The organism is bacterium, from assembly GCA_023150945.1.
Taxonomy (GTDB): Bacteria; Zhuqueibacterota; Zhuqueibacteria; order Zhuqueibacterales; family Zhuqueibacteraceae; genus Coneutiohabitans.
Genome location: JAKLJX010000034.1, coordinates 31,284 through 57,650 on the forward strand (window position 1 = coordinate 31,284; position 26,367 = coordinate 57,650).

The 26,367-nt window shown below is 60.7% G+C and carries 19 protein-coding genes; 13 read left to right on the top strand and 6 right to left on the bottom strand.

Features of this window, described 5'->3' with window-relative positions:
* Positions 1-560: 560 nt before the first annotated feature.
* Positions 561-1,526 carry an MBL fold metallo-hydrolase gene (locus tag L6R21_26230; protein ID MCK6562704.1) on the bottom strand — a complete coding sequence of 322 codons (966 nt, stop codon included), beginning with the start codon at positions 1,524-1,526 and terminating at the stop codon, positions 561-563.
* Positions 1,527-1,578: 52 nt separating this feature from the next.
* Positions 1,579-2,514, bottom strand: a complete 936-nt coding sequence (locus L6R21_26235; protein ID MCK6562705.1) for a class A beta-lactamase-related serine hydrolase — start codon at positions 2,512-2,514, stop codon at positions 1,579-1,581.
* A gap of 186 nt (positions 2,515-2,700) precedes the next feature.
* Here L6R21_26235 and L6R21_26240 point away from each other — a divergent pair, with 186 nt between their 5' ends.
* The 3 genes from L6R21_26240 (at position 2,701) to L6R21_26250 (ending at position 8,555) form a co-directional block, all read left to right on the top strand.
* Entirely contained in the window at positions 2,701-5,097 is a 2,397-nt protein-coding gene (locus tag L6R21_26240; GenBank protein MCK6562706.1) for an extracellular solute-binding protein, read from the top strand.
* The gene (locus L6R21_26245; GenBank protein ID MCK6562707.1) at positions 5,090-5,923 is read left to right on the top strand and encodes a carbohydrate ABC transporter permease; all 834 of its coding nucleotides are present in this window, start codon (positions 5,090-5,092) and stop codon (positions 5,921-5,923) included. The genes L6R21_26240 and L6R21_26245 overlap by 8 nt, the downstream gene beginning before the upstream one ends.
* A gap of 64 nt (positions 5,924-5,987) precedes the next feature.
* Positions 5,988-8,555, top strand: a complete 2,568-nt coding sequence (locus tag L6R21_26250; protein ID MCK6562708.1) for a hypothetical protein — start codon at positions 5,988-5,990, stop codon at positions 8,553-8,555.
* An 11-nt stretch (positions 8,556-8,566) separates the two neighbouring features.
* Here L6R21_26250 and L6R21_26255 read toward each other — a convergent pair whose 3' ends face one another.
* On the bottom strand, positions 8,567-9,421 hold the full coding sequence (locus tag L6R21_26255) for a hypothetical protein (protein ID MCK6562709.1): 855 nt from the start codon (positions 9,419-9,421) through the stop codon (positions 8,567-8,569).
* Positions 9,422-9,559: 138 nt separating this feature from the next.
* Here L6R21_26255 and L6R21_26260 point away from each other — a divergent pair, with 138 nt between their 5' ends.
* The 10 genes from L6R21_26260 to L6R21_26305 all read left to right on the top strand — a co-directional run bounded on the left by L6R21_26260 (position 9,560) and on the right by L6R21_26305 (position 23,309).
* Positions 9,560-11,824 (top strand): hypothetical protein, encoded by a 2,265-nt coding sequence (locus L6R21_26260; GenBank protein MCK6562710.1) that lies wholly within the window; start codon positions 9,560-9,562, stop codon positions 11,822-11,824.
* A gap of 58 nt (positions 11,825-11,882) precedes the next feature.
* Positions 11,883-15,221 carry a hypothetical protein gene (locus tag L6R21_26265; protein ID MCK6562711.1) on the top strand — a complete coding sequence of 1,113 codons (3,339 nt, stop codon included), beginning with the start codon at positions 11,883-11,885 and terminating at the stop codon, positions 15,219-15,221.
* A gap of 200 nt (positions 15,222-15,421) precedes the next feature.
* The gene (locus L6R21_26270; protein ID MCK6562712.1) at positions 15,422-16,351 is read left to right on the top strand and encodes a lysophospholipid acyltransferase family protein; all 930 of its coding nucleotides are present in this window, start codon (positions 15,422-15,424) and stop codon (positions 16,349-16,351) included.
* On the top strand, positions 16,348-17,415 hold the full coding sequence (waaF, locus tag L6R21_26275) for a lipopolysaccharide heptosyltransferase II (protein MCK6562713.1): 1,068 nt from the start codon (positions 16,348-16,350) through the stop codon (positions 17,413-17,415). The genes L6R21_26270 and waaF overlap by 4 nt, the downstream gene beginning before the upstream one ends.
* 181 nt (positions 17,416-17,596) lie before the next feature.
* Positions 17,597-18,238 (top strand): threonylcarbamoyl-AMP synthase, encoded by a 642-nt coding sequence (locus L6R21_26280; protein ID MCK6562714.1) that lies wholly within the window; start codon positions 17,597-17,599, stop codon positions 18,236-18,238.
* On the top strand, positions 18,235-18,741 hold the full coding sequence (locus L6R21_26285) for a low molecular weight protein arginine phosphatase (GenBank protein ID MCK6562715.1): 507 nt from the start codon (positions 18,235-18,237) through the stop codon (positions 18,739-18,741). Before L6R21_26280 ends, L6R21_26285 begins: the two co-directional genes overlap by 4 nt.
* Positions 18,738-19,742 (top strand): glycosyltransferase family 9 protein, encoded by a 1,005-nt coding sequence (locus L6R21_26290; GenBank protein ID MCK6562716.1) that lies wholly within the window; start codon positions 18,738-18,740, stop codon positions 19,740-19,742. The genes L6R21_26285 and L6R21_26290 overlap by 4 nt, the downstream gene beginning before the upstream one ends.
* Positions 19,739-20,596, top strand: a complete 858-nt coding sequence (locus L6R21_26295) for a DUF3108 domain-containing protein (protein MCK6562717.1) — start codon at positions 19,739-19,741, stop codon at positions 20,594-20,596. Before L6R21_26290 ends, L6R21_26295 begins: the two co-directional genes overlap by 4 nt.
* Positions 20,597-20,704: 108 nt before the next feature.
* Entirely contained in the window at positions 20,705-21,787 is a 1,083-nt protein-coding gene (gene mqnC, locus L6R21_26300) for a dehypoxanthine futalosine cyclase (protein MCK6562718.1), read from the top strand.
* Positions 21,788-22,001: 214 nt separating this feature from the next.
* Entirely contained in the window at positions 22,002-23,309 is a 1,308-nt protein-coding gene (locus L6R21_26305; GenBank protein ID MCK6562719.1) for a M23 family metallopeptidase, read from the top strand.
* Between the two features lie 186 nt (positions 23,310-23,495).
* Here the strand turns inward: L6R21_26305 and L6R21_26310 are convergent, their stop codons facing one another.
* From L6R21_26310 to L6R21_26320, 3 genes are all read right to left on the bottom strand, one after another.
* Positions 23,496-24,335, bottom strand: coding sequence for an ABC transporter substrate-binding protein (locus L6R21_26310; GenBank protein ID MCK6562720.1), 840 nt, complete (start codon positions 24,333-24,335; stop codon positions 23,496-23,498).
* 81 nt (positions 24,336-24,416) lie between these two features.
* Positions 24,417-25,595 carry a glycine C-acetyltransferase gene (locus L6R21_26315; GenBank protein MCK6562721.1) on the bottom strand — a complete coding sequence of 393 codons (1,179 nt, stop codon included), beginning with the start codon at positions 25,593-25,595 and terminating at the stop codon, positions 24,417-24,419.
* 235 nt (positions 25,596-25,830) lie between these two features.
* The gene (locus tag L6R21_26320) at positions 25,831-26,034 is read right to left on the bottom strand and encodes a dodecin family protein (protein MCK6562722.1); all 204 of its coding nucleotides are present in this window, start codon (positions 26,032-26,034) and stop codon (positions 25,831-25,833) included.
* Between the last annotated feature and the right edge of the window lie 333 nt (positions 26,035-26,367).

Sequence of the window (26,367 nt, forward strand, 5' to 3'; positions counted from 1 at the left end):
ATACACAAAAACTTGACACCCGTCTTGGCTGAACGAAGACAATAAATGATCAGGAAGTCTTTGCTTTCCTCATGTGGCGATGCAATACTGAAGAAACAGGTGGTCTGTTACTCTATTCTGCGGATGCGGTCTCGCGATGCGTCATTCAGACGAATCTCGTGAATGACTCGGTACGGTGCGCAAGTCTGCACAGGATCCTAGCAGGATGACACGAGGCGGATTGCCTATTCAAACATGGAATTGCATTCTGAAAGATTCTTGACCACAAAGCAAACGCTTGCACCGCGGAGCCGCGGAGAGCGCAGAGTAGCCACATCAAAAAGCCTTGCTCTGCGTTCTCAGCGTCTTGGCGGTGAGCTTTTGAGGTGAATGACACGGCAGCGTGCCCGAATCTTCACAAGATCCTTACGGGATGACAGTGGTGGTGGAGACATCGTGCGAGGCAACGGTGCACGAGGCACAACGCTTGCGTGCCGGGGAGGTGGCTGCAGACAATGAGAAATCGGCGGGGAAGCTCGCTTCAGCCGGCTGCTGCCGGTGACGATCGGGTTGGCGTGAACCTACCTCCGGCGCCAGCAGATCCGGCCCTGCTGCCGGACGGCCTCCACGCGCTGCTCTTCCTCGAGCAAATCGAGATGGCCCTGCACTTCGGAAATCCCCAGAAAGAAATCCGCGCCATTATCCAATGCTGGAAAAATCTCCTGCGTGAGCTGCCACAGGCTCAGCGTGCGCGTGCCGAGCAGGTCAAAGATCGTCTCGGCGCGCTGGCGGTGGAAGCGCAGGCGTCCGGCTACGAGCTCGTCGACGTTGGCGATGGCCTCACCGTGACCGGCATACGCGATGACAGGTTCGAGCGCCGCCATGCGCTGCAGCTCGCGCAGGTAATCGAGCAAACGCCGCGGCTGCCGGTCTTCGCCCGGCAGGGGCGGCTCGAGAATGGGATTTGAAGAGGTGTCTTTGAGCAAATGATCGTTGGAGAGTAACGTCCGGCTTGCGGCGTGCCACAGGCAGATCAAGCCGCCGGCATGGCCGGGCGTGTGATGGACGCGCCAATCGCAGCCGGCGAAGTTGAGATGGTCGCCCTCCTGCAGCGGCAGCGCCGGCACGAATGGATCGCGGAATTGTGAGAAGCCCTCACTCACGCGAACCATGGCGGTGATAATCGCCTCGGGCACGCCGGCCGCTTGCCAAAATTCGCGGTAGAAACGCGCGTGGCGTTGGCGCGTGCCTTCAAAGTCCATGAGCCAGGGCAGATTGCCGGCATGGGTAAACACTTGCGCGCCGCTTTGCGCTTGGATTTCCGCGGCCAGGCCGAGGTGATCGACATGATGGTGGGTGAGAATGATCTGGCCGAGGTCGGCGAAGGAATAACCTTGTGCCGCCAGGCCCGCCTGCAGCGCCGCGCGCGCGTCCGCGTATTTGGGCCCGGTGTCGATCAACGTCAGCTTCTCACCTTCGGCAAGATAAACATTCACCGGCCCGATGGGAAAGGGCGTGGGCAGGGCAATGCGATGAAGCAACGGCATGTTACCATCCTTGCAAACAGTCACGGCCTGCGCCGCGTGCGCGCGCAGCGGCTCATTTCGCCCACTTCTGCGCAGCCGGCGCGGGCCGCCATTTTGACTTGGGCTCGAAGTATTCCCACAGCAGGCGGGAGAGCCGGCGGATCAAAACGAAACCGGCGTTGTCATATTGCCAGCTTTCGTCCTCCTGGTTTTTGGTGATCACACAGAATACGTAATCACCCGCGGGCGCATTCACCAGCACGACTTCCGAGCGCGATTTATTCACCGCGCCCTGCTTCGACGCAGCTTGCATCGTGGGCGGAATCTGCGACAACGCCTCGCCGTTCCAATAGATGCGCGTGAGCGTGCGGTACATCTCTTCGCTGGCCTCCGGGCTGACGGCGCGGCCTTCCCGGATCATGACCAGCAGCTCCGCCATCTCGCGCGGCGTGGTTTGCCCCCAGCCGAATTTCTCGCGATCGGCCTCGCGGCCAGGCGTGCGCGAATTCACCCGCGTTTGTTGCAAGCCGTTGGCCGCCAGCCACTGGTTGATCGCGGTTCCCGTGCCGACCAGCTTTTGGCACCACAGACTCGCGGTGTTATCGCTGGTGGTGATCATCAGCATGATCACTTTGCTGAGTTTGATTTTCTCGCCGTCCTTGAAGGAGCCCAGAATGTCTTCGCCGGCGTAGAGCAGCGAGTCGCGATAGACCTGGTCCGCGTGATAGTCGAGCTCGCCGTCGTGCATCTTCTGAAATGCGGTGAGCAGGATCGGCACTTTGATCATACTGGCGGTGGGAAAGAGTTCATCGGCGCGAATGGCGGCACTGCGGCCGGAGGGCAGGTGGCGCACGTAGATGCCCACCTCGCCTTTGAAATCCTTGATCAAATCCTGCAGCTTCGCCGTGAGTTTGGCATCGGTTTTCTCCTTGACTGCGCCGGTTGGCGGGGCTGCGGCAACATTCAGGGCAGCCAATGCCACGGCGCCGGCCAGCAGGCAGGCTCGCATCAACGGCTCAACCCCACGGGTTGGCTTGCTCGGGCGAGGGCTCTGCAACAGGGCTGGCAGAAGTGAGTGAAGGTGAGAACGGCCCGGCAGAGTATTCATGCATCATCTCCACATTGGTAACCGGCTGCGCAAATATTGTCGAGCGCAAAATAGCGAACCGTGCCGGTAAAGTCAAGCCGGCCGGGCATGACAAAGCCCTTGCGCTTCGCGCAAAAAATCACAACCATCTGTCGCGGTTGCACTGCTGCTGCCTTCACCGAAACTCTGCCTGCCATTGCTGTGAGGATGCAAGTGTGGCGCCTGCTGGTTGTGCTGCTCTGTTGCGTACCGATTGAAACCGCATCTGCGGGTGCGCCCGCGGCCGGCCTCACGCTGCGCGTGAGCAATTGGTCGAGCCAGCAGCGCGACATCGAATATGAGTCCCGCATTCTGCGCGAGTTCGAGCGGTTGCATCCCGGCGTGCGCGCCGTGCTCGAGCCGGTGCCGGCCAATTACGATCAGAAGATTCTCACCAGCATTGTGGCCGGCTCACCACCGGACGTGTTTCTGCTGGATTCCGGCGCCATCCCGAGTTACGTCAACAAGGGGGTCGTGCGCGATCTCATGCCGTATCTGCGGCGCCGCGGCTTTGATCTCAGCGTTTACTTTCCCAACGTACTCGCCATTGCCCAACGCGATTCCGCACTGTATGCCCTGCCCAAGGATTTCACCCCGCTCGTGCTTTATTACAACAAACGGCTGTTTGATGAGGCAGGCGTGCCTTATCCGCCGGCGCAGTGGCATTGGCACGAGTTTCTCGCTGCCGCCCAGCGGCTGACACGCGATACCGATGGCGACGGCGAGAACGATCAATTCGGCGTGATCTGGCCGCAGATGACCTACATGTGGATGCCGGTGGTGTGGATGCACGGCGGCGATGTGTTCGCACCGGATGGCAGCCGCGCCACCGGTTATTTCGATTCCGCGCCCACCAAGACCGCGCTGCAGCGGATCATCGATCTGCAGCGCAAGCACAAAGTCGCGCCCAGTTTGGGTTCGCATGAGCAAGTCCGCACCTCCGGCCTGCTGCAATCGCTCTTCGTCAGCAATCGCGCCGCCATGCGCATCAGCGGGCATTGGTCGCTGCCGGCTTTCCAACCTTATATCGCAAGCGGCCAATTGCGTCTCGGGGTGACCGCGCTGCCGGTGCCCGAGAACGGCAAAAAAGTCAACGTCATGTATGAATCCGGCTGGTGCGTGCCGGTTGCCACACCGCATCCTGAGCTGGCCGTTGAGCTGGCGCTTTTTCTCTCCGGTGAATTTGCGGCGCGGCTGCGCCGTGAAATGCTGATCGGCCTGCCGGCGATGACAGCGGTGGCGTTGGAACAAGTGCAGGCCGATACGCTCGGCTTGGAGCAAGTATTCTTCACGGAAGTGCCCTATGCGCGCCAGCACTGGGGTTCGCGCGTTGAACGCTTTTCCGAAATCGAGCCGCTTTTCGAAGACGCCCTCGATGCGGTTCTCTTCAGCGGCAAGTCGATCGACGAAAGCTTTGCCCGCCAGGCGCAGCGCATCGATGAGAAACTGCGGCAAATCCGCGCCCGCAGCGCCGGCCGCGCCACTGGCTTGCGGGGCAACACTGAAGTCGTGAGTTTCTTGTTGGTGCTGGCGGCGCTGGCTCTCGCGCTGGCGATCGGCGGCATGGTGGCCGGCCGCCGAAACGCCGGCATGGCGTGGCGACGCGATCAGACGTGGAAGGGCTTTCTCTTTCTCCTCCCCTCGTTCGTGCATCTGCTGATCTTTCTGCTGACTCCCATTGTCTTTGCCGTTTACCTGAGCGTGCACGATTGGGAAATCATCGTGCCGGACAAGCCCTTCGTCGCTGCCGGCAACTACGTCGAGATGTTCGGTGATCCGCTGTTTTGGAACGCGCTGAAAAACACTCTGCTCTATTCGCTCAATGTGCCGCTCGGCATGGCGGTGTCGCTGGGTGTGGCGGTGCTGCTCAATCGCCGCCTGGCCGGGGTCAATGTGTTGCGCACGCTGTTCTTTCTGCCGAGCGTGTCTTCTTTCGTGGCGATCGCGCTGGTGTGGCGGCTGCTCTACGAGCCGCAAATCGGCCTGGCCAATTTTCTGCTCGATCTCGCCGGGCTGCCGAAATCGCCCTGGCTCAATTCCCCGCAAACCGCCATGCTGGCGATTGTTCTGATGAGCATCTGGCTCGGGCTGGGCTACCAAATGGTGGTTTTTCTTGCCGGCCTGCAGAGCATTCCGGCGACCTACTACGAAGCCGCGATGATCGACGGCGCTTCCGGCTGGCAGCGCTTTCGAACCATCACCCTGCCGCTGCTCCAGCCCACGACTTTCTTCATCCTGGTGACTTCCTTGATCGGTTCCTTTCAAGTATTCACCGCCATCTACGTAATGACCGGCGGCGGCCCGGCGCGCAGCACCGACGTGGTGGTGCATCACATCTATCAGGCCGCCTGGGCCAATCTGCGCATGGGCTATGCCTCGGCCATGTCGATGGTCTTGTTCGTGATCATCATGATCGCCACTTGGCTGCAGTTCCGGCTGTTGGGAAAGCAGGTGGACTATGCTTAGCGCCCTGAAAGCAAAACTCTTCCGGCTCGCGCGCTACTCCGTTTTGATCGCGCTCGCTATTTCCATGCTGCTACCGTTTTGGTGGATGGTCTCGACCTCGCTGATGACGGACACGGAGGTGTTTCATTATCCGCCGCGCCTGTTGCCGCACGCGCCGCGCTGGCAAAACTATCCCGAGGCCATGGCGCTGCAGCCGTTTGGCCGGTTTTTTCTGAACACCATCCTCATCACGAGTTTTTCAGTGGCCGGGCAATTGCTGTTCTGCTCGATGGCGGCCTACGCCTTTGCCCGCCTGCGCTTCAGGTGGCGCGACCGCCTCTTTGCCCTGTATCTCGCCACCATGATGGTGCCGGCGATCGTCACGCTGATTCCGGCCTTTTTGCTCATCGTTGCCGTTGGCTGGATGAACACCTACGCGGCCTTGATCACGCCGGGCTTGTCGAGCGTCTGGGGCATTTTCCTGTTGCGGCAATTTTTCCTGACCATTCCCCAAGAGTTGGAAGAGGCGGCGCGCCTAGATGGCGCCGGTGAATTTGCTATCTATGCCCGCGTCATTCTGCCGCTCTCCACGCCGGCACTCGCGACGCTCGCCATTTTCGCTTTCATGAACAGTTGGAAGGATTTTCTCTGGCCGCTGATCGTCACCAATCAAACCGAGATGCGGCCGGTGGAGCTGGGCATCGCGGCGTTCAGTACGATCTACGCGCTCGATTGGACGCATCAAATGGCGGCGGCGGTGATCGTGATGCTGCCCATCGTGCTCGTCTTCTTCTTCGCGCAGCGCTATTTTGTGAAAGGCATCACGCTGACGGGAATGAAGGGGTAATCCGCAGGTCAAATGAACCCGCCAAACAAGTTTGAATGACAGCGCACGAGTCTCAGGAGTTCATATGAAGAAACCCGGCAGCGTCGCAGTTTTCCTGTTCGCGCTTCTCATTGTTGGCCAGGTCACGGCCCAGGAGGGCTTGATCCCGGCATTCAAGCTGCCGGCCAATGATCTTGAGCTAAGTCGTCCGGCCCGTCCCGGCACTTACTTCGACAAGGCCGGCAGCAAATTCGCGATTCTGGGTTTGGAGAGCGGCACGTTCGAGGCCTGGGCTTATCCGCTCAAACTCTTCCGCAATTTCGAATTCTCGTTTCTGCTCGGCAGCTCGACTCAGCCTGTGGCCGCCAGCGAGCTGGTGCGCAACGTCGCCGTGACGCCGGAAGCTACCACGCTCACTTTCACTTATCAATCATTCACGCTGCGTGCCATTTTCGTCACGCCGGTAGCCGAGGCGGGCGCGATCATTTTGCTCGAAGTGAACACCACCGCGCCGCTCACCATTGTGTGCAGCTTCCTGCCGGTGTTGCAGCCCATGTGGCCGGCGGGCTTGGGCGGCCAATATGCCCGCTGGGAGGCCGCGCTGAAAGCTTATTTGATTTCGGAATCCTCGCGGCGGAATCATGCGTGGCTCGGCTCGCCGGCGGCCTCCGGCATTTCCTACACGCCGGCACACATGCTGTCCGATCAACCCAATCAATTCAAGATCGAAATCCCCAATCCGGCGGCCGTGCGGGGCAAATTCATTCCCCTGATCATGGCCGGCGGCAAGGGCAAGCGCGAGGAAATCCGGGCGATCTACGAAAAACTCGCGACCAATCCCGAGCAGTACTATCGGCAAAATGTCGAGTACTTTCGCTCGCTGCGCGCCAACACACTGCAAATCGACACGCCGAACCGGGAGTTGAATCTCGCTTTCGAATGGGCGAAAGTCGCTTTCGACAATCTGCGCGTGGAACATCCTGAGCTGGGCAAGGGTCTGGTGGCGGGACTCGGCGCTTCGGGCAGCAGCGGCCGGCCGGGCTTTGGCTGGTTTTTCGGGGGCGATGCTTACATCAACAGCTTCAGCATGAACAGCTACGGCGCGTTTGCCGCGGTGCGGGAGGCGCTGGCCTTCACGCAAAAATGGCAGCGCCACGACGGCAAGATGGCGCACGAGCTGTCACAGGCTGAAGGCTACGTCAATTGGTTCAAGGATTATCCGTACGGCTATCTGCACGGTGACACCACGCCGTTCTACCTTTGCGCGATGTACGACTATTATCAAGCGAGCGGGGATGCGACATTCCTCAGAAGCAGTTGGCCCTCCCTCCGGCGCGCCTTCGAATGGTGTCTGACCACGGATGCGAACGGCGACGGTTTGATGGACAATCGCAAAGCCGGCCTGGGCGCGCTGGAATTCGGTTCGCTCACGGACATTGAAACCGACATCTATCTTGCCGCGGTTTGGGTGCGCGCCGCGACGGTGATGCCCGATCTCGCCCGGGTTGCCGGCAAGCCGGACTTTGCGCGCACGGCCGCGCGCGTGGCGGAGCGCGCGCAAGCAGCCTTCGGTCACAAATTTTGGGACAGCCAGCGCCGGCACTACGCCTACGCATTCAATGCCGGTGGCGAGCAGGTCGCAGAAGTGACGCCGTGGCCCGCCGTCGGCTTGATGTGGCAGCTCGGTGACCCCGAGCACAGCGCGGCCACGCTGCTGAAACTGAACTCCGCCGAGTTGACTACGGATTGGGGCGCGCGCAGCTTGTCGAACAAAAGTCCGCTATTCGAGCCGTTGAACTACAACTACGGCGCGGTCTGGCCCTTTCTTACCAGTTGGGTGGCAACCGCGCAGTTTCAGCACCATTTTGCGTTGCAGGGTTACAGCTCCTTGCTCACGAGTGTGCGTCACACGTTCGATAATGCGCTCGGCTTCGTGACCGAAGTCTTCTCCGGCGAGCAGAATATCTGGCCGCAGGAGGCGGTGGCGCATCAGGGCTTTTGCAGCGCCGGCGTGGTGTTGCCGCTGGTGCGCGGCCTGCTCGGCCTGGCAGCAAATGCGCCGGGAAAGCAAATTACCTTTGCCCCGCATTTTCCCGCGGATTGGAACCGGGTGACGATTCGCAACGTCCGCGCCGGCGAGGCCGCCTGCGATTTTGACTTGCAAAGAGGAGAATCACAGCTCAGGCTCCTGGTCGCCTCGCGCAATGCCGTGCCCTGCAGCGTGCAGTTTGCGCCGGCGCTTGGCCTCGGCAGCCGGATTGAAAGCGTCACGATCGACGGCCAGGCAGCCGTTTTCAGCGAGCGGGTGTCCTCGCAAACGATTCAACCCGTGATCAACTTGCTGCTGCGCGACAGCGCCAATGTCATCGTCAACTTTGTGCCCACGGTGGAGTTGTTGCCGCCGGTGATCACCAGCGACACCGGCGATCGCAACCAGGGCTTGAAAGTGATTGCAGTCAATCGCGAGCAGGGCATGCTCAGCGCCGAGGTGGAAGGGCTGGCCGGCGAGCGGTATGAACTGCCTGTGGTCAATGCCGGGAAGATCATCAGCGTGGCGGGCGGCGAACGGCAGGGCAGTGTGATTGCAATTCAGATGCCGGCGGGGGAGTGGGGCGAGTTCATCCGGCAGCAGATTCGGATTCGAACCGAATGAAGCATGCCCCCTCAAGATTGTGTGGCAGAGTAAGTATAGGCGCGCGGAACGAAATCCGCGCTGTTCAACAGCACGATGTTTTCGCCCGATTGGGTGAGCACGAAGAGGCCGCTCTTGTAAGCGTAGCGGTCAACGCCTTCATCGATGCTCATGCCGGCGACCGCACCATGCAGCACGAGGCCGCGATAGCGCAGAAAGAAATCGAAAAAGCGCGGCAGCCGCTCCAGGGTCTCGTCCACGTCGCGGCGCTCGAGCTTGAGTTTGACCTCGACGGCAAGAACATGCGTTGGGCCGTAACCGAGCACGTCCCACTCCATGCCGTCGCCGTTCAGGCGACCAACGCTGCGAGCGGAAATATTGGTCAGTTGGAAGCCGCGTTCGCGAAAAACGCGCGCCACCGCAGGGCGCACCGAGCTTCCCGCGAACAAGCCCAGTGAATCGGTCAGGCCGGCAAAGCGTTTGATGAGGTCTTGCAGCTTCTGGTCGGTCACCTCGGAACGCCGGGCCATTTCTTTGACGAGTCGATCAGTCTCCAGAATCTGGCGGTCGGCTCGGTCGATCTGCTGCGTGAGCTCCCGGATTTTCTGGTCAGTGATTTCAGATTGCCGGACCATCTCGCGCATTTTCTGGTCGGTGATCTCAAATTTCTGCGTGACTACCCGGATATGCTCACTGAGCTGCCCCACTTGCCCGCTGCTTTCGAATACCAGACCGTTCGTTTGCTGGAGTTGCCGCGCTGTTTCTTGCTGTTTCTCGGCCAGCTTCGTAAGCTGTTCCTGAAACTGCTGATTGGACTCCACGAATCGCCGGTCGATTTCCTTGAAACCGTGATAAACCAGGGTCTCGAGTTTTTCCAGTTCTGTCATGAGTTTCTCCCCCTTTCAAAAGGTTTTGCTTCGTAGCCACAGGTGGCTGGTCGGTATGGCGCAGCGCATCAATAGTGAAAATTATGGCATCTGTCAAGCAAAAATTCTGGGCCAATCAATCTTCAAAATCGAGTCCTTATGAACTTTGCACAGCCGCTCAAATTTCTCGCCCGCCCGGATAAGTGGTACCTCGGTGGCGGGAATCGCCTGCTCTGGGCGCCGCCCTTTCCACTGTTTCTCGATTTTCCCGGGCTGTGGGATGAGGCGCAATATTTCAACTATTCCTTTCAGCCGCTGTTCACCTGGACACTGCTGGACGAGGACGGCAACGAGCTGGCGCTGCGCTTTCGCCGCCGGCGCTGGTCGCCCGCGGTGATGACGCAGAGATACTTCGCCACCAACGCGATGTGGTCGCGCAAGCGGGAAGACGGGTTGTCCGTGCGCGAGCGCAAAATGATTCTCCCGCAAGACGTGGCCGTCTGCAGGGTACAACTGCGCAACCGCTCCGCCCGGAAACGCCGGCTGCATCTGATTCTATGGACCGTGCAGGAGAATTATCCTTCGAAACGAACCACCTGGCTTTCCGAGATCAGCCAGGAAAACGGTATCGTCTCCTTCCGCAAGCATCTCGAGCCTGCCAACCTGCCGCACTTGCCGGTGGCACTGGCCCTGGGTCTTGATACGAAACCGCAATCATACGGACTGCAGCTCAGCCAGCGCGCGGCGCTGCAGCCGCATTGGCTTTTTACACCCTTCTATGAAAGCTTTCGCGAAGGCCGGCTTCCCAACTGCGTCAAGCTCGGCGGGGCCGAACGTGAGGGACTGGTTTACGCCGCGTTGCACGTCGAGATGGCGTTGCCCGCCGGGGGCGAAGCCGAAGTTACTGCGGGTCTGGCGGCCGCGCCCGATCCGGAGCAGGCCCGCGGCAATCTCACCCAAGTGCTGGGGAAAGGTAAAGCCGTGAAGGCGAGCCGCACGAGCTGGCGGCGCCACTTTGCCGAGGTCCCGTCGTTCGCCTGCTCGAATGAATATTTTTCCCGCTATTACTGGTATCGCTGGTACGGCCTGCGCTTGAACACCATTGCCGTGCAGGAGGGAAACTATCGCCGGCCATTTGTTTGCGAAGGCATCGAATACTTCCGCGCACCAATTTCCTACAGCGCGATGTGCCACATGCTGGAGAATCGCTGGCGCCACGATCCTGCCCTGGCCGCCGGCAGCCTGCTCACCTTCATCGACAACCAGCAGGCGGACGGCAGTTTTCCCGGCTATATCGATGTGCACCAGCAGCGCCCGCATCTGTTTTACCATGCCAACTGGGGCAATGCCGTGCGCGAGTTGCTGCGCGTGCATCCTTCTGATGATTTGGCGGCTGCCGGCTACGCCGGATTGCAGCGCTATGCCCGCTATTTTGACCAGACGCGCGATCCAGAAGACAGCGGCTTGTACGACGTCATCAATCAATATGAAACCGGCCAGGAATTCATGTCGCGCTATCTCGCGGTGGAGCGCCACGCCGATCGCGATGCCTGGGGTGAGGTCTTTCGCCTGAAGGGCATTGAAGCCACGGTGTATCTTTATCAGCTCAAGCAAGCGCTGGCGGTGTTGGCGCAGACTTTAGGAAACGAGAATGCTGCGCGTCAGTGGCAGACCGGTGCCGAAAGAATCAAACAGGCGATGCTGCGCGAGATGTGGGATCCGGAACAGGAAATGTTTTTCGACGTGGATCCGCACTCGCGCCGCCGCACCGGCGTGAAAGCCGCGGTCTGCTTTTATCCCTATTTCACTGATGTGGTTTCGGCGGAGCATTTATCCGGACTGAAAAGGCACTTGCTGAATCCGCAGGAGTTTTGGACGCCCTTTCCCGCGCCCGCTGCCAGCGTCGATGATCCCCACTTTTGCGCTGAGCCGGAATGGAAGGGCATGCGCATGAAATGCCCCTGGAATGGCCGGGTGTGGCCGATGGCCAACAGTCACCTGGCGGAGGCCCTGGCGCAGACGGCGTTGCGCTGCGGTGAGGTGCAGATCCAACAAGCGGCGGTCGAGTTCATCAGCAAGTTCATTGTGATGATGTTCCACGACGGCGATCCCCGCCGCCCGAATTGCTTCGAGCACTATCATCCTTATACCGGCAAAGCGGCCTGCTATCGCGGCGTCGATGACTATCAGCATTCCTGGGTGAATGATCTCATCATCAAGTATGTTTGCGGCATTCGGCCGCATGACACCGGCGTGACCATCGATCCACTGCCTTTTGATTTGCAATGGTTCGAAATCGACAACGTGCTGGTGCGGGGCGTGCGCCTGGCAGTGCAGTGCGCCGGCCGGACGTTCAAAGTCCGGCTCGAGGACCGGCTGCACGCGAAAAGCAAAATTGGCGAACGGATTGAAATTGCGATTTGAACACGACACCAGCCGCATGACTGCTTACGAAGACGAGAGGACCGAAAACGGAGCCCTAATGAAGCGCGTTGCGTATCTGCTGGCTGATCCCGAAAATCCCTCCCGCGAAGAGCAGGCTGCCTGGGATTTTCTCTCGCGGCAGACGGAAATTGCCTGCAGTAAACTCGCGCTGCCGGACTTGGTGCGTGCGCCCGGCCGGCTGCAAGACTGTGATTTGCTGTGGTGGCATTTTGATTCAAGCCTCGCGCTGCCGGCCGCAGCACGCGATCCCGAATTATTGATCGCCCTGCGGCAATGGCTCGCTGCCGGCGGATCACTCTTTCTGACGTTGCTCGCCACGCCTTTTGTTTGTGATTTGGGCCTTGAAACGCAGCCGCCGAATTACCTCGCCAAAGGCGCATGGCCGCATGATTGCTGGGCCGCCGGCCACCACGATCGGCGCGGCTTTGCGAGTTACGAAGGGCATCCCATCTTTGCCGGACTGCAAAAGGGCGTGTTCACGTGGAGTCCAACACGCGGTCGTGCCTTTGCCGCCGCGTTCTACGAGGCGCCGGCTGCGCCGCAGCAGGGCAGGGTTGCCGCGGTGGGACGGACTTATATCCGCCTCGACGAACGCTGGCGTTTGATCACCGAATACGAGGCTGGCGCCGGTCGCGTACTCACCATCGGCTCCTTTCTGTTTTTTGATCAAGCCGAGAATCTCTATCGCATTCCTCTCGAAAAGTTCGTGCGTAACTGTCTGGCAGATCTGCTGGCGCCGTCGCCTGAAGCGGCACGAACCTACTGGCCGCTTGCGCCGGCGGCGGTCCAAAGAGTCGCGCGTTCTTCCCCAGCCGGTTTGATTCAGCCAAAAGAAAAGTGGCGTGCTGCCGCGAGCGGGCTGGGCTTTGCTGGGCGGCCGGCCACTGGCAATTTCTTCGATCTCGGCGGCCGCCGCATGCTGTTGCTGGGCAGCGAACGCGGCGGCCTCGATGAAATTTGGTGCCCGCCGTTTCGCGGCCTCAAACAGGTGCGCACTGCCTTCAGAATCGGAAAAGGCGAATGGCAGGGGAGTGACACTCTGACGCCGGTTGTCACGACCACGCCGGAATCGCTGCAGCGCGAATACCGTCTCGCCGCGGCCGTCATCACCGAGCATGTCTTTGCCGATTTGCATGATCCTGCCGCTGGTTTGCATTATGGCGTGCAGGCGCAGGAAGAGCTCGAGGTTTTCATTGCGGCGGTTTGTGATTTGCGCATGATGTGGCCTTACTCCGAACAGGCCACGGGCAATTTGCTTTTTAGCTGGGAGGAGGATCTGGCGGCGGCGTGCGTGCGCAACGAAACCGGCACGAGGTTCATCCTTTTCGGCGGCGCTCAGCCCGTCGCAGAGCAGATGATCGGGCAGTATGCGGAAATCACGGCCAGCGCCGACCGGCTGCACGGCGCGCCGACGGCGCTCTTGCAAGTCGCGATCGGGTTGCGCTATGTGATTCCTCCGGGAACGCACGAGTTGACCGTCGCATTTGCCGGTACCGCTCAGGGGAAAAAAGAGGCGTGGCAGGCATATCGCCGGATGTTGCAGCAGCCGGCGCGTGCTCTTCATCGCCAGGCGCGGCATTTCAAAAAGCTGCTGCGTGAAGCGACGCAACTGCGCACGCCGGAGGCAATTTTCAACGAAGGCTTGCGCTGGGCGCTGGCGGCGACCGATCGCTTCTTCGTTGAAACGCCCGGCGTGGGCGCCGGCTTCATGGCCGGTTTCGCCACCACTGCCAGCGGCTGGCAGGGCGGTCATGAAATCAGCGGCCGGCCGGGCTATGCCTGGTATTTCGGCCGCGACAGCGTGTGGACCGGCTGCGCGGCGCTGGCGTATGGTGATTTCGAAAAAGTGAAGCGCACGCTCGAACTGCTCGGGCGCCATCAGGCTGGCGACGGCAAGATTTTTCACGAATTGACCATGAGCGGCCAGGCGCACTTTGATGCCGCCGATGCCACGCCGCTCTACGTCATTCTGCTGGGACGCTATGTGCGCGCCAGCGGCGACCGCGAGTTTGCGCAGCAGGAATTCCCGCGCGTGCAGCAAGCCCTCGCGTTTTGCCGCGCCAGCGATCGTGATGGCGATCAATTCATCGAGAACACCAATGTTGGCCACGGCTGGGTGGAAGGCGGTGCCCTGTTCCCCGCCCATGCGGAGTTCTATCTCAATGCGTGCTGGACGATGGCGTTGCAGGAAGCCGCCGGGCTCGCGCAGACGCTGGGGCAAGGCCGCCTGCTGAAAAAGTGGGGGCGGCAGTGGCAGCGAACCGCCCGTTGCCTTGCGGCCAAATTTTGGAACAAGCAAACACAGTTCTACAATTTTGCCAAACGAGCCGACGGCACGTTCGTGGAAGAAAAAACGATCATGCCGGCGGTGGCCGTCTATTTCGGGTTGATCGCCGGGAAACGCGCGGAAATCTGTTTGCAGGAATTGGCCGGCCCGCGTTTTTCCACGGACTGGGGCGTGCGCCTGGTGAGCCGCGACAGTCCGATCTACAATCCCGCCGGCTATCACTATGGCAGCGTCTGGCCGTTGTTCACCGGCTGGCTGGCGCTGGCGGAGTACCGCTCGTATCGCCCCACGCAAGGCTTTGTGCACCTCATGAACAACCTGCAGATCTACCGCGAATGGGCGGCAGGCTCTGTTGCGGAAGTGTTGCACGGCGAGAGCTATCAGCCGGCCGGCGTGTGCAGCCATCAAGCCTGGTCGGAAGCCATGGTGTTGCTGCCGGCGCTCGAAGGCATGCTGGGCTTGGAAGTGGACGCGCTGCAGAAGCGGGTCACCTTGCGGCCGGCATTTCCGCCGCAGTGGGACTCGGTCGAAGTGAAGAACATTCGGGTGGGCGAACATCGTCTGCATTTGCGCATGCGGCGGCGTCAACGAGAAACCAGTTACTATTTCCGCAGCGACAGCCTGGCGCCGATGACGCTGCGTGTGCAAGCCATTCTGCCGCTGGGCACGCGCGTGATGTTTTTGCGACTGGTGGGCGACAGGTGGTTCGGAGGCTTGGAGATCACCAGCTTTCGCGATTTTCCAGAGCTTGATTTCGAGCTGCACGGAGGCGCGATTTTGACGTTCACGCATCACGGCGGCATCGGCGTGGTCCCGCCGGTGCCGCAACCGGCAGTGAACGCCGAGTCCACTGGTTTTCGCCTGATACAAGAGAGTTGGGAGCGGCAGAGCTTGCTGCTCACCGTTGCAGGCTGGCCTGGCCGCGAATATGAACTGGAGCTTTACGATCCCGATCATACCATTCGCGGCGTTGAGAACGCCCGCATCGTGGCACGACGCGGCACGTTGGTGGTGCTCAGTTTTGAATTGGAAGGAACGGGGCCGGAGGATGGTCCGGTGACGAGGATCATCAAGGTCATGGCCGCATGAGCGCCCGCGTGGTCACCGGCTGTGCGAGATTTCTCCAAGGCAAACGCCGGCTCGCGCCCGCCGGCAAAACGATTTCAGGCGTGCGCCTTGTCGATCGGCGGCTGCGCCCGGCAAACCGATGGGAATACTGACTTTCAAATTGACAATCAGGCATTTTTTGGCTAAGTTGCGCTGCAAAATTCGATGCACCCTGTGCCTTCATGCGAAAACTAAAGCATTTATTGGAATATCTCGGGCTGCGGCTGCTGGTGCTGATCGCAGCCAGCGTGCCGAGAGCGGCCTTGCTTGCTCTGGGCGCGGGATTGGGAAGATTCACCTTTTCGATTCTTCGCATTCGGCGCCGGGTGGCGTTGGACAATCTGCAGCGAGCCTTCCCGCAAAAAGCACGCGAGGAAGTGCTGGCCCTCGGCCGGCGCAATTACGAAAACTTCGGCATGATGATGATGGAGTATCTGCGTCTGCCGAAGCTCTCCCCGGCCGAACTGGACGAACTCGTGCGCTTTCGTAGCCCGGCAGATGAACAGCTCTGGCAGCAGGCGCTGGCAGAGGGCCGCGGCGCGATTTGCATGACCGGGCACTTTGGCAACTGGGAGTACATGGGCGCGATGGTGGCGCGGCGCTTTCCGATGGTCTTTCTGTATCAGGCGCAAAACAACCCTTACGCCGATCGCCTCATCCGCCGCACGCGCGAGTCGCTGGGCATGGCGAGCATTCCGCGCGGCTCCGCGTTGAAGGGCATCCTCAAAGCGCTGCGCGAGAAAAAGTTCGTCGCGGTGCTCGCCGATCAGGATGCGGGCCAGAGCGGCCTCTTCGTCGACTTTCTCGGCCGGCCGGCCTCGACGGCGCGCGGCCCCGCCGCCTTCGTGTTGCGCAGCGGCGCGCCGATTCTTTTCGTGGCCGCCATTCGCCAGGCCGGCGGCCGACACCTTATCGCCAGCGAGTGCTTGCGTTTTGATGACCTGCCCGAGTCGTGGAGCGAAGATGCAAAGATTCGCGCCGTAACCGAACGCTGGAGCGCCGTGCTGGAACGTTTCATTCGCCGCCATCCCGATCATTGGTTTTGGATGCACCGGCGCTGGAAAACCGCGCCGCCGGCCGGGGCGCTCGAACCCGGCCCCAGGCGCGCATGACTTCCGTGCCTGAGATGGCTGCGCCGGCCACCGGCCCGATCCGAAAAATTCTGATCGTGCAGACCGCGTTCATTGGAGACGTGATTCTGGCGACGCCGCTGGTGGAGGCCGCACATCAGGTATTTGCGCCCTGTGAAGTTCATTTCATGGTGATTCCGGCAGCGGCGAATGCACTCGAACGACATTGCGGCATCCAGCGCGTCTTGATCTTTGACAAACGCGGCGGCCAGCGCAGTTTGGCGGCCCTGTGGCAGTTGGCGCAAGACCTGCGGCGGGAAGATTATGCGGCGGCGATCGTGCCGCACCGCTCGCTGCGCAGTGCCCTGCTGGTTTGGCTGGCGAGAATTCCTCTGCGCATCGGATTTACCCGCAGCGCCGGCAGCCTGCTGTTCACGCAGCGCGTGCCCTACCGCCAAGTGCATGAAGTCGAACGCAATCTCGATTTGTTGCGACCCTTGCGCGCGCTGCCTGCGGCGCTTGCGCCCCGCGTCGTGTGGGATGACGCCGATGCCGCCGTAGTCACAGAAACGATCCGCGACCGCGGGGCGGGACGCCGGCGGTGCGCGCTCGCGCCGGGATCGGTTTGGGCGACCAAGCGCTGGCCGGCAGACCGTTTCGCCCAGCTTGCCCGCGCTTTGATTGCGGAGCACAACGCCGTCGTTTTTCTCGTGGGCGGCAAGAGTGATGCGGAATTGTGCGCCGGCATTGAAGCGCAAGCCGGCGCGCATTGTTTCAATCTCGCCGGCCGGCTGAGCTTGCGGCAATCGGCCGCTTTGCTGGATCGCTGCGCGGTGCTGGTCAGCAACGACAGCGCGCCCACACATCTGGGCGTGGCCACGCGCTGCCGCGTGCTGACGATTTTCGGACCCACGGTGCCGGCCTTTGGCTTCGCGCCCTTTGGCGCCGGCCATGCCGTTCTTGAAAACAATCTTTCGTGCCGGCCGTGCAGCGCGCACGGCAGCCGGCGCTGCCCCATTGGCACGCATGCCTGCATGCTGGAGATTTCGGTTGAGGAGGTTTTGAGGCGGGTGGGTGAAATGCTGGTGCCCGAACACCTCGTGTAACCAAGGGCAGGCTGGTATGGGGTTGCTCGAATCTCTCTGAGCGGCCCACTGTGCAGTCAAGTGTGCCAGCAGTGGGCAGATTGATGAGGAAATGAATGCGCGTGAACTCGAAGCAAGATGAAGGCTGCCGCACGACCGGTATGATGAAGCCCGGGTTTCGGGCAGACAGGGTGGTGAGCCGATGAACGTGATCAAGATCAATGCCGATCATCCCGAGCCGGAAAAAATCACGCTTGCGGTGAATGCCCTGCGGGAGGGGCAGGTTATCGCGTATCTCACCGATACGCTGTACGGCCTGGGTGTCGATGCGCGGCTGCCCGGCGCCATCGATCAGATTTATGCGCTCAAACGCCGGGTGACGGAGAAAGCGCTGCCGGTGATCATCGGTAACCGCGGCATGCTCGCCGGCTGGGTCAAATACGTTTCGCCGGTCGCCGAAAAGCTGATGCATGATTTCTGGCCCGGCCCGTTGACCCTGGTTTTCGAAGCAACCAGAAAAGTTCCGCAGAATCTCATTGCTTCCTCTTCGACGCTGGCGGTGCGCGTGCCGGCGCGCGCCCTGCCGCGGTTGCTCAGTGAAATGCTCAACGCGCCCATCATTTCCACCAGCGCCAATCTCGCGGGCCAGCCGGGCGCCACCAGCGCGGAAGAAGTGGTGCAGCAATTCGGCAGCGAGTTGCCGCTGCTTCTCGATTCCGGCGCCGCCGGCACCACGCTGGCTTCGACCATTTTGGATGTCACCGTCACGCCGCCGCGCCTGCTGCGCGCCGGCGCGCTGCCGCAGGAAGCCATCGTCAAATCGATTGGAGCCATGCAAACGTGAGCGCGCACCGTCCCTTCACCGTCTTGTTCGTCTGCAGCGGCAACAGTTGCCGCAGCCCCATGGCTGAGGCGCTGCTTCGCCTCAAACTGCCATCGCGCTTGCAGGATGAAGTCGAAATTCGATCGGCGGGCACGCTCGGCATCGCAGGCATGCCGGCGGCGGACTCGGCGATCAGCGTAGTGGAAGAAATGGGCGGCGAGTTGCGCGGCCATCGCTCGCAAGGGCTTTCCGCGGAACGGGTGGCCAAGGCCGATCTCATTCTGGCGATGGCGCGCGAGCACGTCGAGCACTTGCAGCGCAAATATCCCAACTATCGCGAGAATGTCTTCCTGCTCAAGCGCTTTGCCAACGATGAGGCGCCTGAAGATCCCGATATCGACGATCCTATCGGCTACGGCCGGGAGGTTTACCGCGATTGCGCGGCAACCATCGCCGAGGAGTTGGACCGCATCATGCCGGCGATCGTGAATCTTGTGCAAAACCACCGGCGCGAGGCCACGTGAATTCGCTGCGGCGCATTCTGCTTGCGCGCACCGACCGTTTGGGAGACGTGATTCTGGCGACGCCGGCGGCCACCGCGCTCAAACAAACGTTTCCTGAGCTTGAAGTTTTTTTCCTTGCGCGGCGCTACACTGCAGGCATTTTGGAGATGCACCCGCACGTCGATGGCATCATTTGCCTGGAGGAAGTGGGCACAGGCGCTCTGGCAAGCCGGCTCAAGAAATGCGGTTTTGACGCAGTGGTGGCGCTTTTCCCCCGGCCGCAACAGGCGTGGAGTTTTTTGCAGGCGGGGATTCCGCTGCGCGTGGGCACCGGCTATCGCTGGTACAGTTTCCTCTACAACCGCCGCGTGTATCAGCACCGCAAGCACGCCCAGCGGCACGAAGCGGAATACAATCTGCAACTGCTGGAGCCGCTCGGCCTGGCCGGCGTCACAGTGGAGTTTCATTATCGACCTGATCCCGCAGTCGAGCTCGAGGTGACGCGCCTGCTTGCCGCGCAGGGCCTGAAAGACGGTTTCGTGGTGTTGCATCCGGGCAGCGGCGGCTCGGCGCGGGAATGGCCGCCGGAACATTTTGCCGCCCTCGCCCACTCGCTCGTGGCGGTGCAGCAGCGCCAAGTGGTGCTCACCGGCCACGAGAGTGAACGCGGACTCACGCAGCGCATTCAGCAATTGGCGGCGAAGAAACCGATCGATTTGGCCGGCCGTTTGACTCTCAAACAACTCGCCGGCGTGACTGCGCGCGCAGCGGTGTTCGTAAGCAACAGCACCGGACCTTTGCATCTCGCGCGCATGGTGGGAACGCCGGTGGTCGCGTTTTATCCGCCGATCACTGCGTGCCGGCCCGAGCGCTGGGGACCATATGGCCGCCGCGCCGACGTGTTGATGTCGCAACAGGAAGAATGCTTTCGCTGCCGGAACTCGCGGCTGCAGGGGTGTGCCTGCATGCAGGCGATTCCCGTGGCGGAAGCCCTCAGGAAGGTTGAAGAGAAATTGTCATGATCAGGAACTGCTGCGGGAGTGTGCCGGCGCGCTTGCGAACGGTGCTCCTGTTGATGCTGGCGCTGGGCTGGCCGGGCGCGCTGCTGTGGGCGCAAAGTCCCCGGCCCGCGGCCCAGCCGGATTCGAGCAATCGCGTTGCGCCCTTGCGCGTCGTGGTGAACCGCGCTTTCGAGGTCGGCGAGAAGCTCACGTTCATCGTGCGCTATGGCCCCATTGTCGCCGGCACGGCAGTCATGTCGGTGCCGGAAGTGGTGACGGTCAACGGCCGGCCGTGCTATCACCTTTTGTCCGAGGCGAACACCAACTCCTTCTTCTCGCGGCTGTATCGCGTGGAAGACCGGGTCAGCTCCTTCACCGACGTGGACGGCATCTTCAGTTGGCGCTATGAGAAGAACCAGCGCGAGGGCAGTTTTCGCGATGAACGCGTGGTGGATTTCGATCTCGCGGCGCAACTTGCCATCACGACCAAGAACGGCAAGCGCGATACCGTGGCGATTCCGCTGTTCGTGCAGGACATCATTTCGGCATTTTACTATATTCGCACGCAGAAGCTGGAGCCGGGCGACACGGTGTACGTCGACAACTACGACAACGGCAAGATTCTGCCGCTCAAGATTGCGGTATACCGGCGCGAGAAGATCAAAGTCCGGGCGGGCAAGTTCAACTGCCTGGTGGTGGAGCCCCATTTGAAAACGCCGGGGCTTTACAACCAAAAGGGCCGTCTCATCGTCCATCTAACCGATGATGAACGTAAGATTCCGGTGATGACCACCACCCAGCTTTATATCAAGGCCTTCAACCTGGGCAATGTCGTTGCCGAGTTGGAGAAGATCGAGGGGGTGGAGGGGTATTGAGGTGCAATTGAGGTGCAGAGCACCTCGAGGTTCCCGTTACAGGCGATATTTCAAACCTGGCCGCCAGAACGGCGAGCCGGCTGAACATCTACAATCCTCAAATTGAACATGGAATTGCATCGTCTATACGACAAAGCCACTGCCGGCGAGCGTCTCACCCCTGACGAAGGCCTGCAACTTCTCAAAAACGGCGAGCTGCTCGAGCTCGGCGCCGCCGCAGATACCGTCCGCCGCCGTAAGATTCCCCAACCGTGGGTGACTTTTGTGGTGGACACCAATCCCAATTACACCAATGTCTGCAACGTTGACTGCATCTTTTGCGCCTTCTATCGCCACGAAGGCGAAGCCGGCAGCTACACTTACTCCGTCGATGAGATGATCCAAAAATTCAAAGAGACGGCGCAAAAGGGCGTGAACACGATTCTGCTGCAGGGCGGCGTGAATCCCAACCTACCGTTTGAGTACTATCTCGAATTGGTGCGGCGCACGCGCGCGGAGGTGCCGGAGGTGCATCCCCATTTCTTCTCGACCTCGGAAATCAAGGGCATGGCCGAAGTCTCCGGCCTGACCGTGCGGGAAGTGCTGCAGCAATTGAAACTGGCGGGCTTGAACACCATTCCCGGCGGCGGCGCGGAGATTCTCTCCGAGCGGGTCAGGAAAAAGATCAGCCACAAGAAAGGCAGCCCCGCCGAGTGGCTGGACATCATGCGCGAGGCGCATCTGCTCGGCTACAAAACCACGGCCACAATGATGTACGGACATCTCGAAACCGACGAGGATATCATTACTCATCTCGAGAGCATTCGCCGCTTGCAGGATGAAACCGGCGGCTTCACCGCCTTCATCCCGTGGAGCTTCAAGCCCGGCAACACGCCGCTCGAAAGGATCATTCCGACTTACGCCACCCCGACGCGCTACCTGCAGATTATCGCGTTCGCGCGCGTTTATCTCGACAACTTTCCGCACATTCAGGCGTCCTGGTTTTCCGAGGGCAAGAAGATCGGTCAGATTGCCCTGCATTTCGGCGCCGATGATTTCGGCGGCACGCTGGTGGAGGAAAACGTCCACGCCGCTGCCAATTTCGTCAACAAAACTTCGACGGAGGAAGTGATCCAACTCATTCGCGAGTCGGGCTATTTGCCGGCGCAACGCAGCACACTCTATGAGATTCTGAAAGTCTATGAGGCCTAAACCCGCGGCCATGCCGATTCCTCGGTGCCATTCTTTGTTCTAATGAACAGCGCACTGCGCCCTCTGTGCCGGAGGGCGGCGGCGCCTGCCGGAACACGGTGCGGCAGCCATGAAACGCCGGAACGCGGCCTCGGGTTTGGGATGAATTGGTCAACTGGACTGAGCAGTAACAAAGGAGGCAGGTCTGCAATCGCAAAGCTGTGAGGGAGGAAACATGAGGAGCACTCCGCAGTGGTCATCGCCGGCGGCGCGCTGGCTGTTGATGATCTTGCTGTCGGCTTCGGTTTATTTCATCAAAAGTTCTGATTCACCACCTGCAGTAACACCCCCGCTGCATCCGGGTTTTGATTCGACGGCCACGGCCCCGGTCACGCCGGCGTATATGGTTGTCGATCACACCATTGCGCATGGCCAAACACTCGCGCAGATTCTCAGCACGAGCTACGTCCGCCCGGAGGATATTCTTCCCACCATCGAGGCGTTACGCTCGATCTTTGATCCCCGCCGCCTGCGCGCCGGCCGGTCACTGCAACTCAAACTCGATTCCCTGGGCACGTTGCACGAGCTGGCCTACCAGCCCTCGCCGGAGCTGGTCATTCGCGTGCAGCGCGACAGTTCCGACAGATTCATCGGAGAAGCCGATTCCCTGCACCTGCATCGCGAAGTGAACTTGCTCGTGGGCGAAGTCACTTCCACGCTCTACGAGGCCGTCGTGGCGCAGCAGGAATCGCCGGAGTTGCTGCTGCAGTACACCGACATTTTTCAATGGGACATTGATTTCTTCATCGACACCCAGCGCGGCGACCGTTTTCGCATTCTCTACGAAAAGCTGTTTGTGGAAAGAGATCAGGGTGAGCGTCAGTTTGTGCGCTACGGCAGGATTCTGGCGGCCAGCTATGAACAGCGTGACTCGAGCTACGCGGCTTTTCTATTTGATCCCGACAGCAGCGGCCGCGGCGGTTATTTCGACCGCCACGGGAACTCGTTTCAAAAGACTTTCTTGAAATCGCCGTTGAACTATCGCCGCATTTCCTCGCACTTTTCGTACGGCCGTATGCATCCGATCCTGCGCAAGGTGCGCGCGCATACGGGCGTGGATTTCGCCGCTGCCACCGGCACGCCGGTGGTCGCCACCGCGAACGGCACGGTGGCAGCGCTGGGTTGGGAGGGGGGCTATGGCAATCGCGTGGTGATCAGTCACAAGAACCATTTCTCCTCGCTCTACGGCCATTTGTCGGGCTTTGCTGAAGGCCTCAAGGTGGGAGACGCCGTGGCGCAGAGCCAGGTGATCGGCTATGTCGGCGCCACCGGCCTGGCAACCGCGCCGCATTTGCATTACACCATGTATCTCAACGGCCGCGCCATCGATCCGCTGCGCATGAAACCGGCGGCCGCCGACCCGATTGCGCCGTCTTTGCGCGCGGCTTTCTTTGCGCATCGCGATCGCCTGCTGCAGGAATTGCAGCCGTTGATTCCACCGTTTGCGGTCGAGCCGGAAGAGAAAATGGCCGCTCGGAAATAGTCGCGGCCAGGCCCTCAGCATCCTCTCCGGCTGCGGGACTGCGGCGCGAGCGAACGTGGCGCCCAGCACGAGGGATGATGCTAGCGAGAATGACACGCCGGCAGGGCCAGCCTCGGGTCAGCCGAGGCTGGCCCTTGCGCAGCTCATTCGATGGCAAACTATTGAATCGCCGGACAAGCGGCGGTGTCAATACAACACCACCTCGGGCTTGGTGGGAATGAGTTTTCGCTGATCGGCCAGATCGTAGAGCAGCGCCAGCGCCCGCTGGCCGCGCTCACCCATGTCGATGGTCACCTCATTCACATACATCTTCACGAATTTCTCCCCCAGCTTCTCATCGATGCCCCGGCCGAATTGCAGCGCGTAAGGAATCGCTTCCTCCTGATGTTGGTAGCCATAGGCAATGCTGTCGCGCAGTCCCTGTGACAGGCGCCGCGCCATCTCCTCGCCGAGATCTCTGCGCACGACATCCAGCCCGAGCGGCAGCGGCAACCCGCCGGAATGCGCCCGCCAGATTTCGCCATAATCAACCAGCTTGTGCAGGCCGAATTGCTGATAATTGATCTGGCCTTCGTGAATCAACAAACCGGCATCGACCTCGCCGGCCTGCACGGCCGCGATGATGTGGTCGAACGGCATATCGACGTTTTGCACTTCCGGATGGAAGATCTTGAGCAGCAGATTCGCGGTGGTCCACTTGCCGGGCGTGCCGATGCGTTTGCCCACCAGCTCCGCCGGACGGGACAGCTTCTGGGACACGATGATCGGACCGTAACCCTCTCCCATGCTGGCGCCGGTGCGCATGATCCAATATTTCCCGCCGACGTGAGCGAGCGCATGCGCGGAAATGGCCGTGACTTCCAGCTCAGCCTGCAATGCCCGCTCATTCAAGGTTTGAATGTCAGCCATCACGTGTTCGATCACCACGCCGGGAATTTTTACCCGGCCGCTGGCCAGGCCATAGAACATGAAGGCATCGTCGGGGTCCGGACTGTGCCCGACGCGCACGAGTCGATCTTGCCTCAAAGCGAAATACTCCCTTTTGGAAATGGTGCCGGGCCAATCGCCCGCCACCGCGGTGAGTTGTTGCTGCCGTTGGGTGCTGGGCTATTTGATCAGGCCCAACTCTCGGCCGGCTTTCTCGAAGGCGCCGACCGCGAAATTCAAATCTTCAGTGGAATGCGTGGCGGACATCATCAGCCGCAGCCGCTCCCTGCCCTTGGGCACGGTGGGAAAGGTGATGGCCATGGCGAAGATGCCGGCTTCAAACAACTGGCGGCTCAACGCCTGCGCTTTGGCCGTGTCACCGATCATCACCGGGGTGATGGGCGTCACACTGTCGCCGAGATTGAAACCGAGAGCGGCCATCTTGCCCTTGAAGTACTTGGTGTTGTTCCACAGTTTCGCCACTAGTTCGTCCGAGGCGGTGAGAATATCGACCGCGGCAATGCAGGCTGCCACGTCCGCGGGTGTGACCGCGCTGGAGAACAGGAAGGGCCGGGCACGCTGGCGCAGGAAATCGACGATTTTTTTCTTGCCGGCAACATAGCCGCCCACCACGCCAAAAGCCTTGGACATCGTGCCGATTTCGATATCCACGCGGCCAGGCAAACCGAAATGATCGGCGATGCCGCGGCCGGCGTTGCCGAGCACGCCTTCGCCGTGGGCGTCATCGACCATGGTGAGAGCGTCGTATTTCTCGGCGATCGCGACGATGTCGGGCAACGGCGCGATGTCGCCGTCCATGCTGAACACGCCGTCGGTGATGATCAGCCGCCGGCGCACCGCGGTTTCGTTTTTGATTTTGGCTTCGAGATCCGCGGCGTCATTGTGGCGGTAGCGCACGACTTTGGCCTTGGACAAGCGCGTGCCGTCGATGATGCTGGCATGATTCAGCTCGTCGGAGAAAATCACGTCGCCGGCGCCGGTGAGCGTCGGGATCACCGCCTGATTGGAGATGAAACCGGATTGGAATGAAATCGCGGCTTCGACGCCTTTGAAGGCCGCCAATTTTTCCTCCAGCTCGAGATGCAGCTTTTGCGTGCCGGCAATGGTGCGCACCGCCGCGGGCCCGACACCGTAGGTTTCGATGGCCTTGATCGCCGCCTCTTTCAGCTTGGGATGATTGGCGAAGCCGAGATAATTGTTGGCGCACAGATTCAGCACCCGTTTGCCATCCACCTGAATCCAGGCGCCCATCGCGCTTTCGATGGTACGAATAGTGATGAACTGGCCCTGTTCACGCAGAGCCTGCAGTTCCTCGTCAAGAAACGCGAGTTTGGACATGGTAGAAACTCCCTGATCAAGAAAATGTCAATGACCCGCGGCCGGGCTCGACCCAAAATGTCAACGGATGGCGGCCCCACGGGCTCCGGCCATCCGTTGGAAAACACTGCCGATTGCCGCGCTCTGCGTGCGTATGAAATGCGGCTGGAGACTCTGCCGCCCGCAGCGGAACCGTGCGCCAGTGCAGCCAGAAGCGCCCGGCTTTGCGGGAACCGTCAGCACGAGCCAGCGAACCTCAGTCCTGCAGGATGAACGTGACTTTCATGGTCACCCGGTAGTCGGTGATCTTGCCGTTGCTGATCACCACTTTCTGTTCCTTCACCCACGCGCCGGTCAGGTTCTTCAGGGTCTTGTTGGCGCGATCGATGCCCATCTGAATGGCGTCCTCGAATCCCTTGGGGGATGAGGAGGTGATCTCGGTTACGCGTGCGACAGACATGGTGCTCCTCCTTTCAAGAATTCAGACAACGCAATCAGCGCACGGTCTCTGCGAATGTGGCCGCCCACGGCGGACCTGGGTAGTGGGTTGCTGCTGGGGGGTGAGCCGCAGCGCCAATCAACGGATTCCTGCGCCGGAGTTGATGGGCACGGCATGCACGCGCACACGGCGAGTTGGTTTGCGCGACTGCCGGCCCGGCTTCAATCTAACATGATTTCGGTGAATGTCAAGGTTGGGTCTGGTCCGCTGGCAGGCGGCGCATTGGCTCATAAATATTGTTACCGAAGGTTTTTTTGAAATGGCGTCGTTGCCTCATAATATGTGTTACCCAAT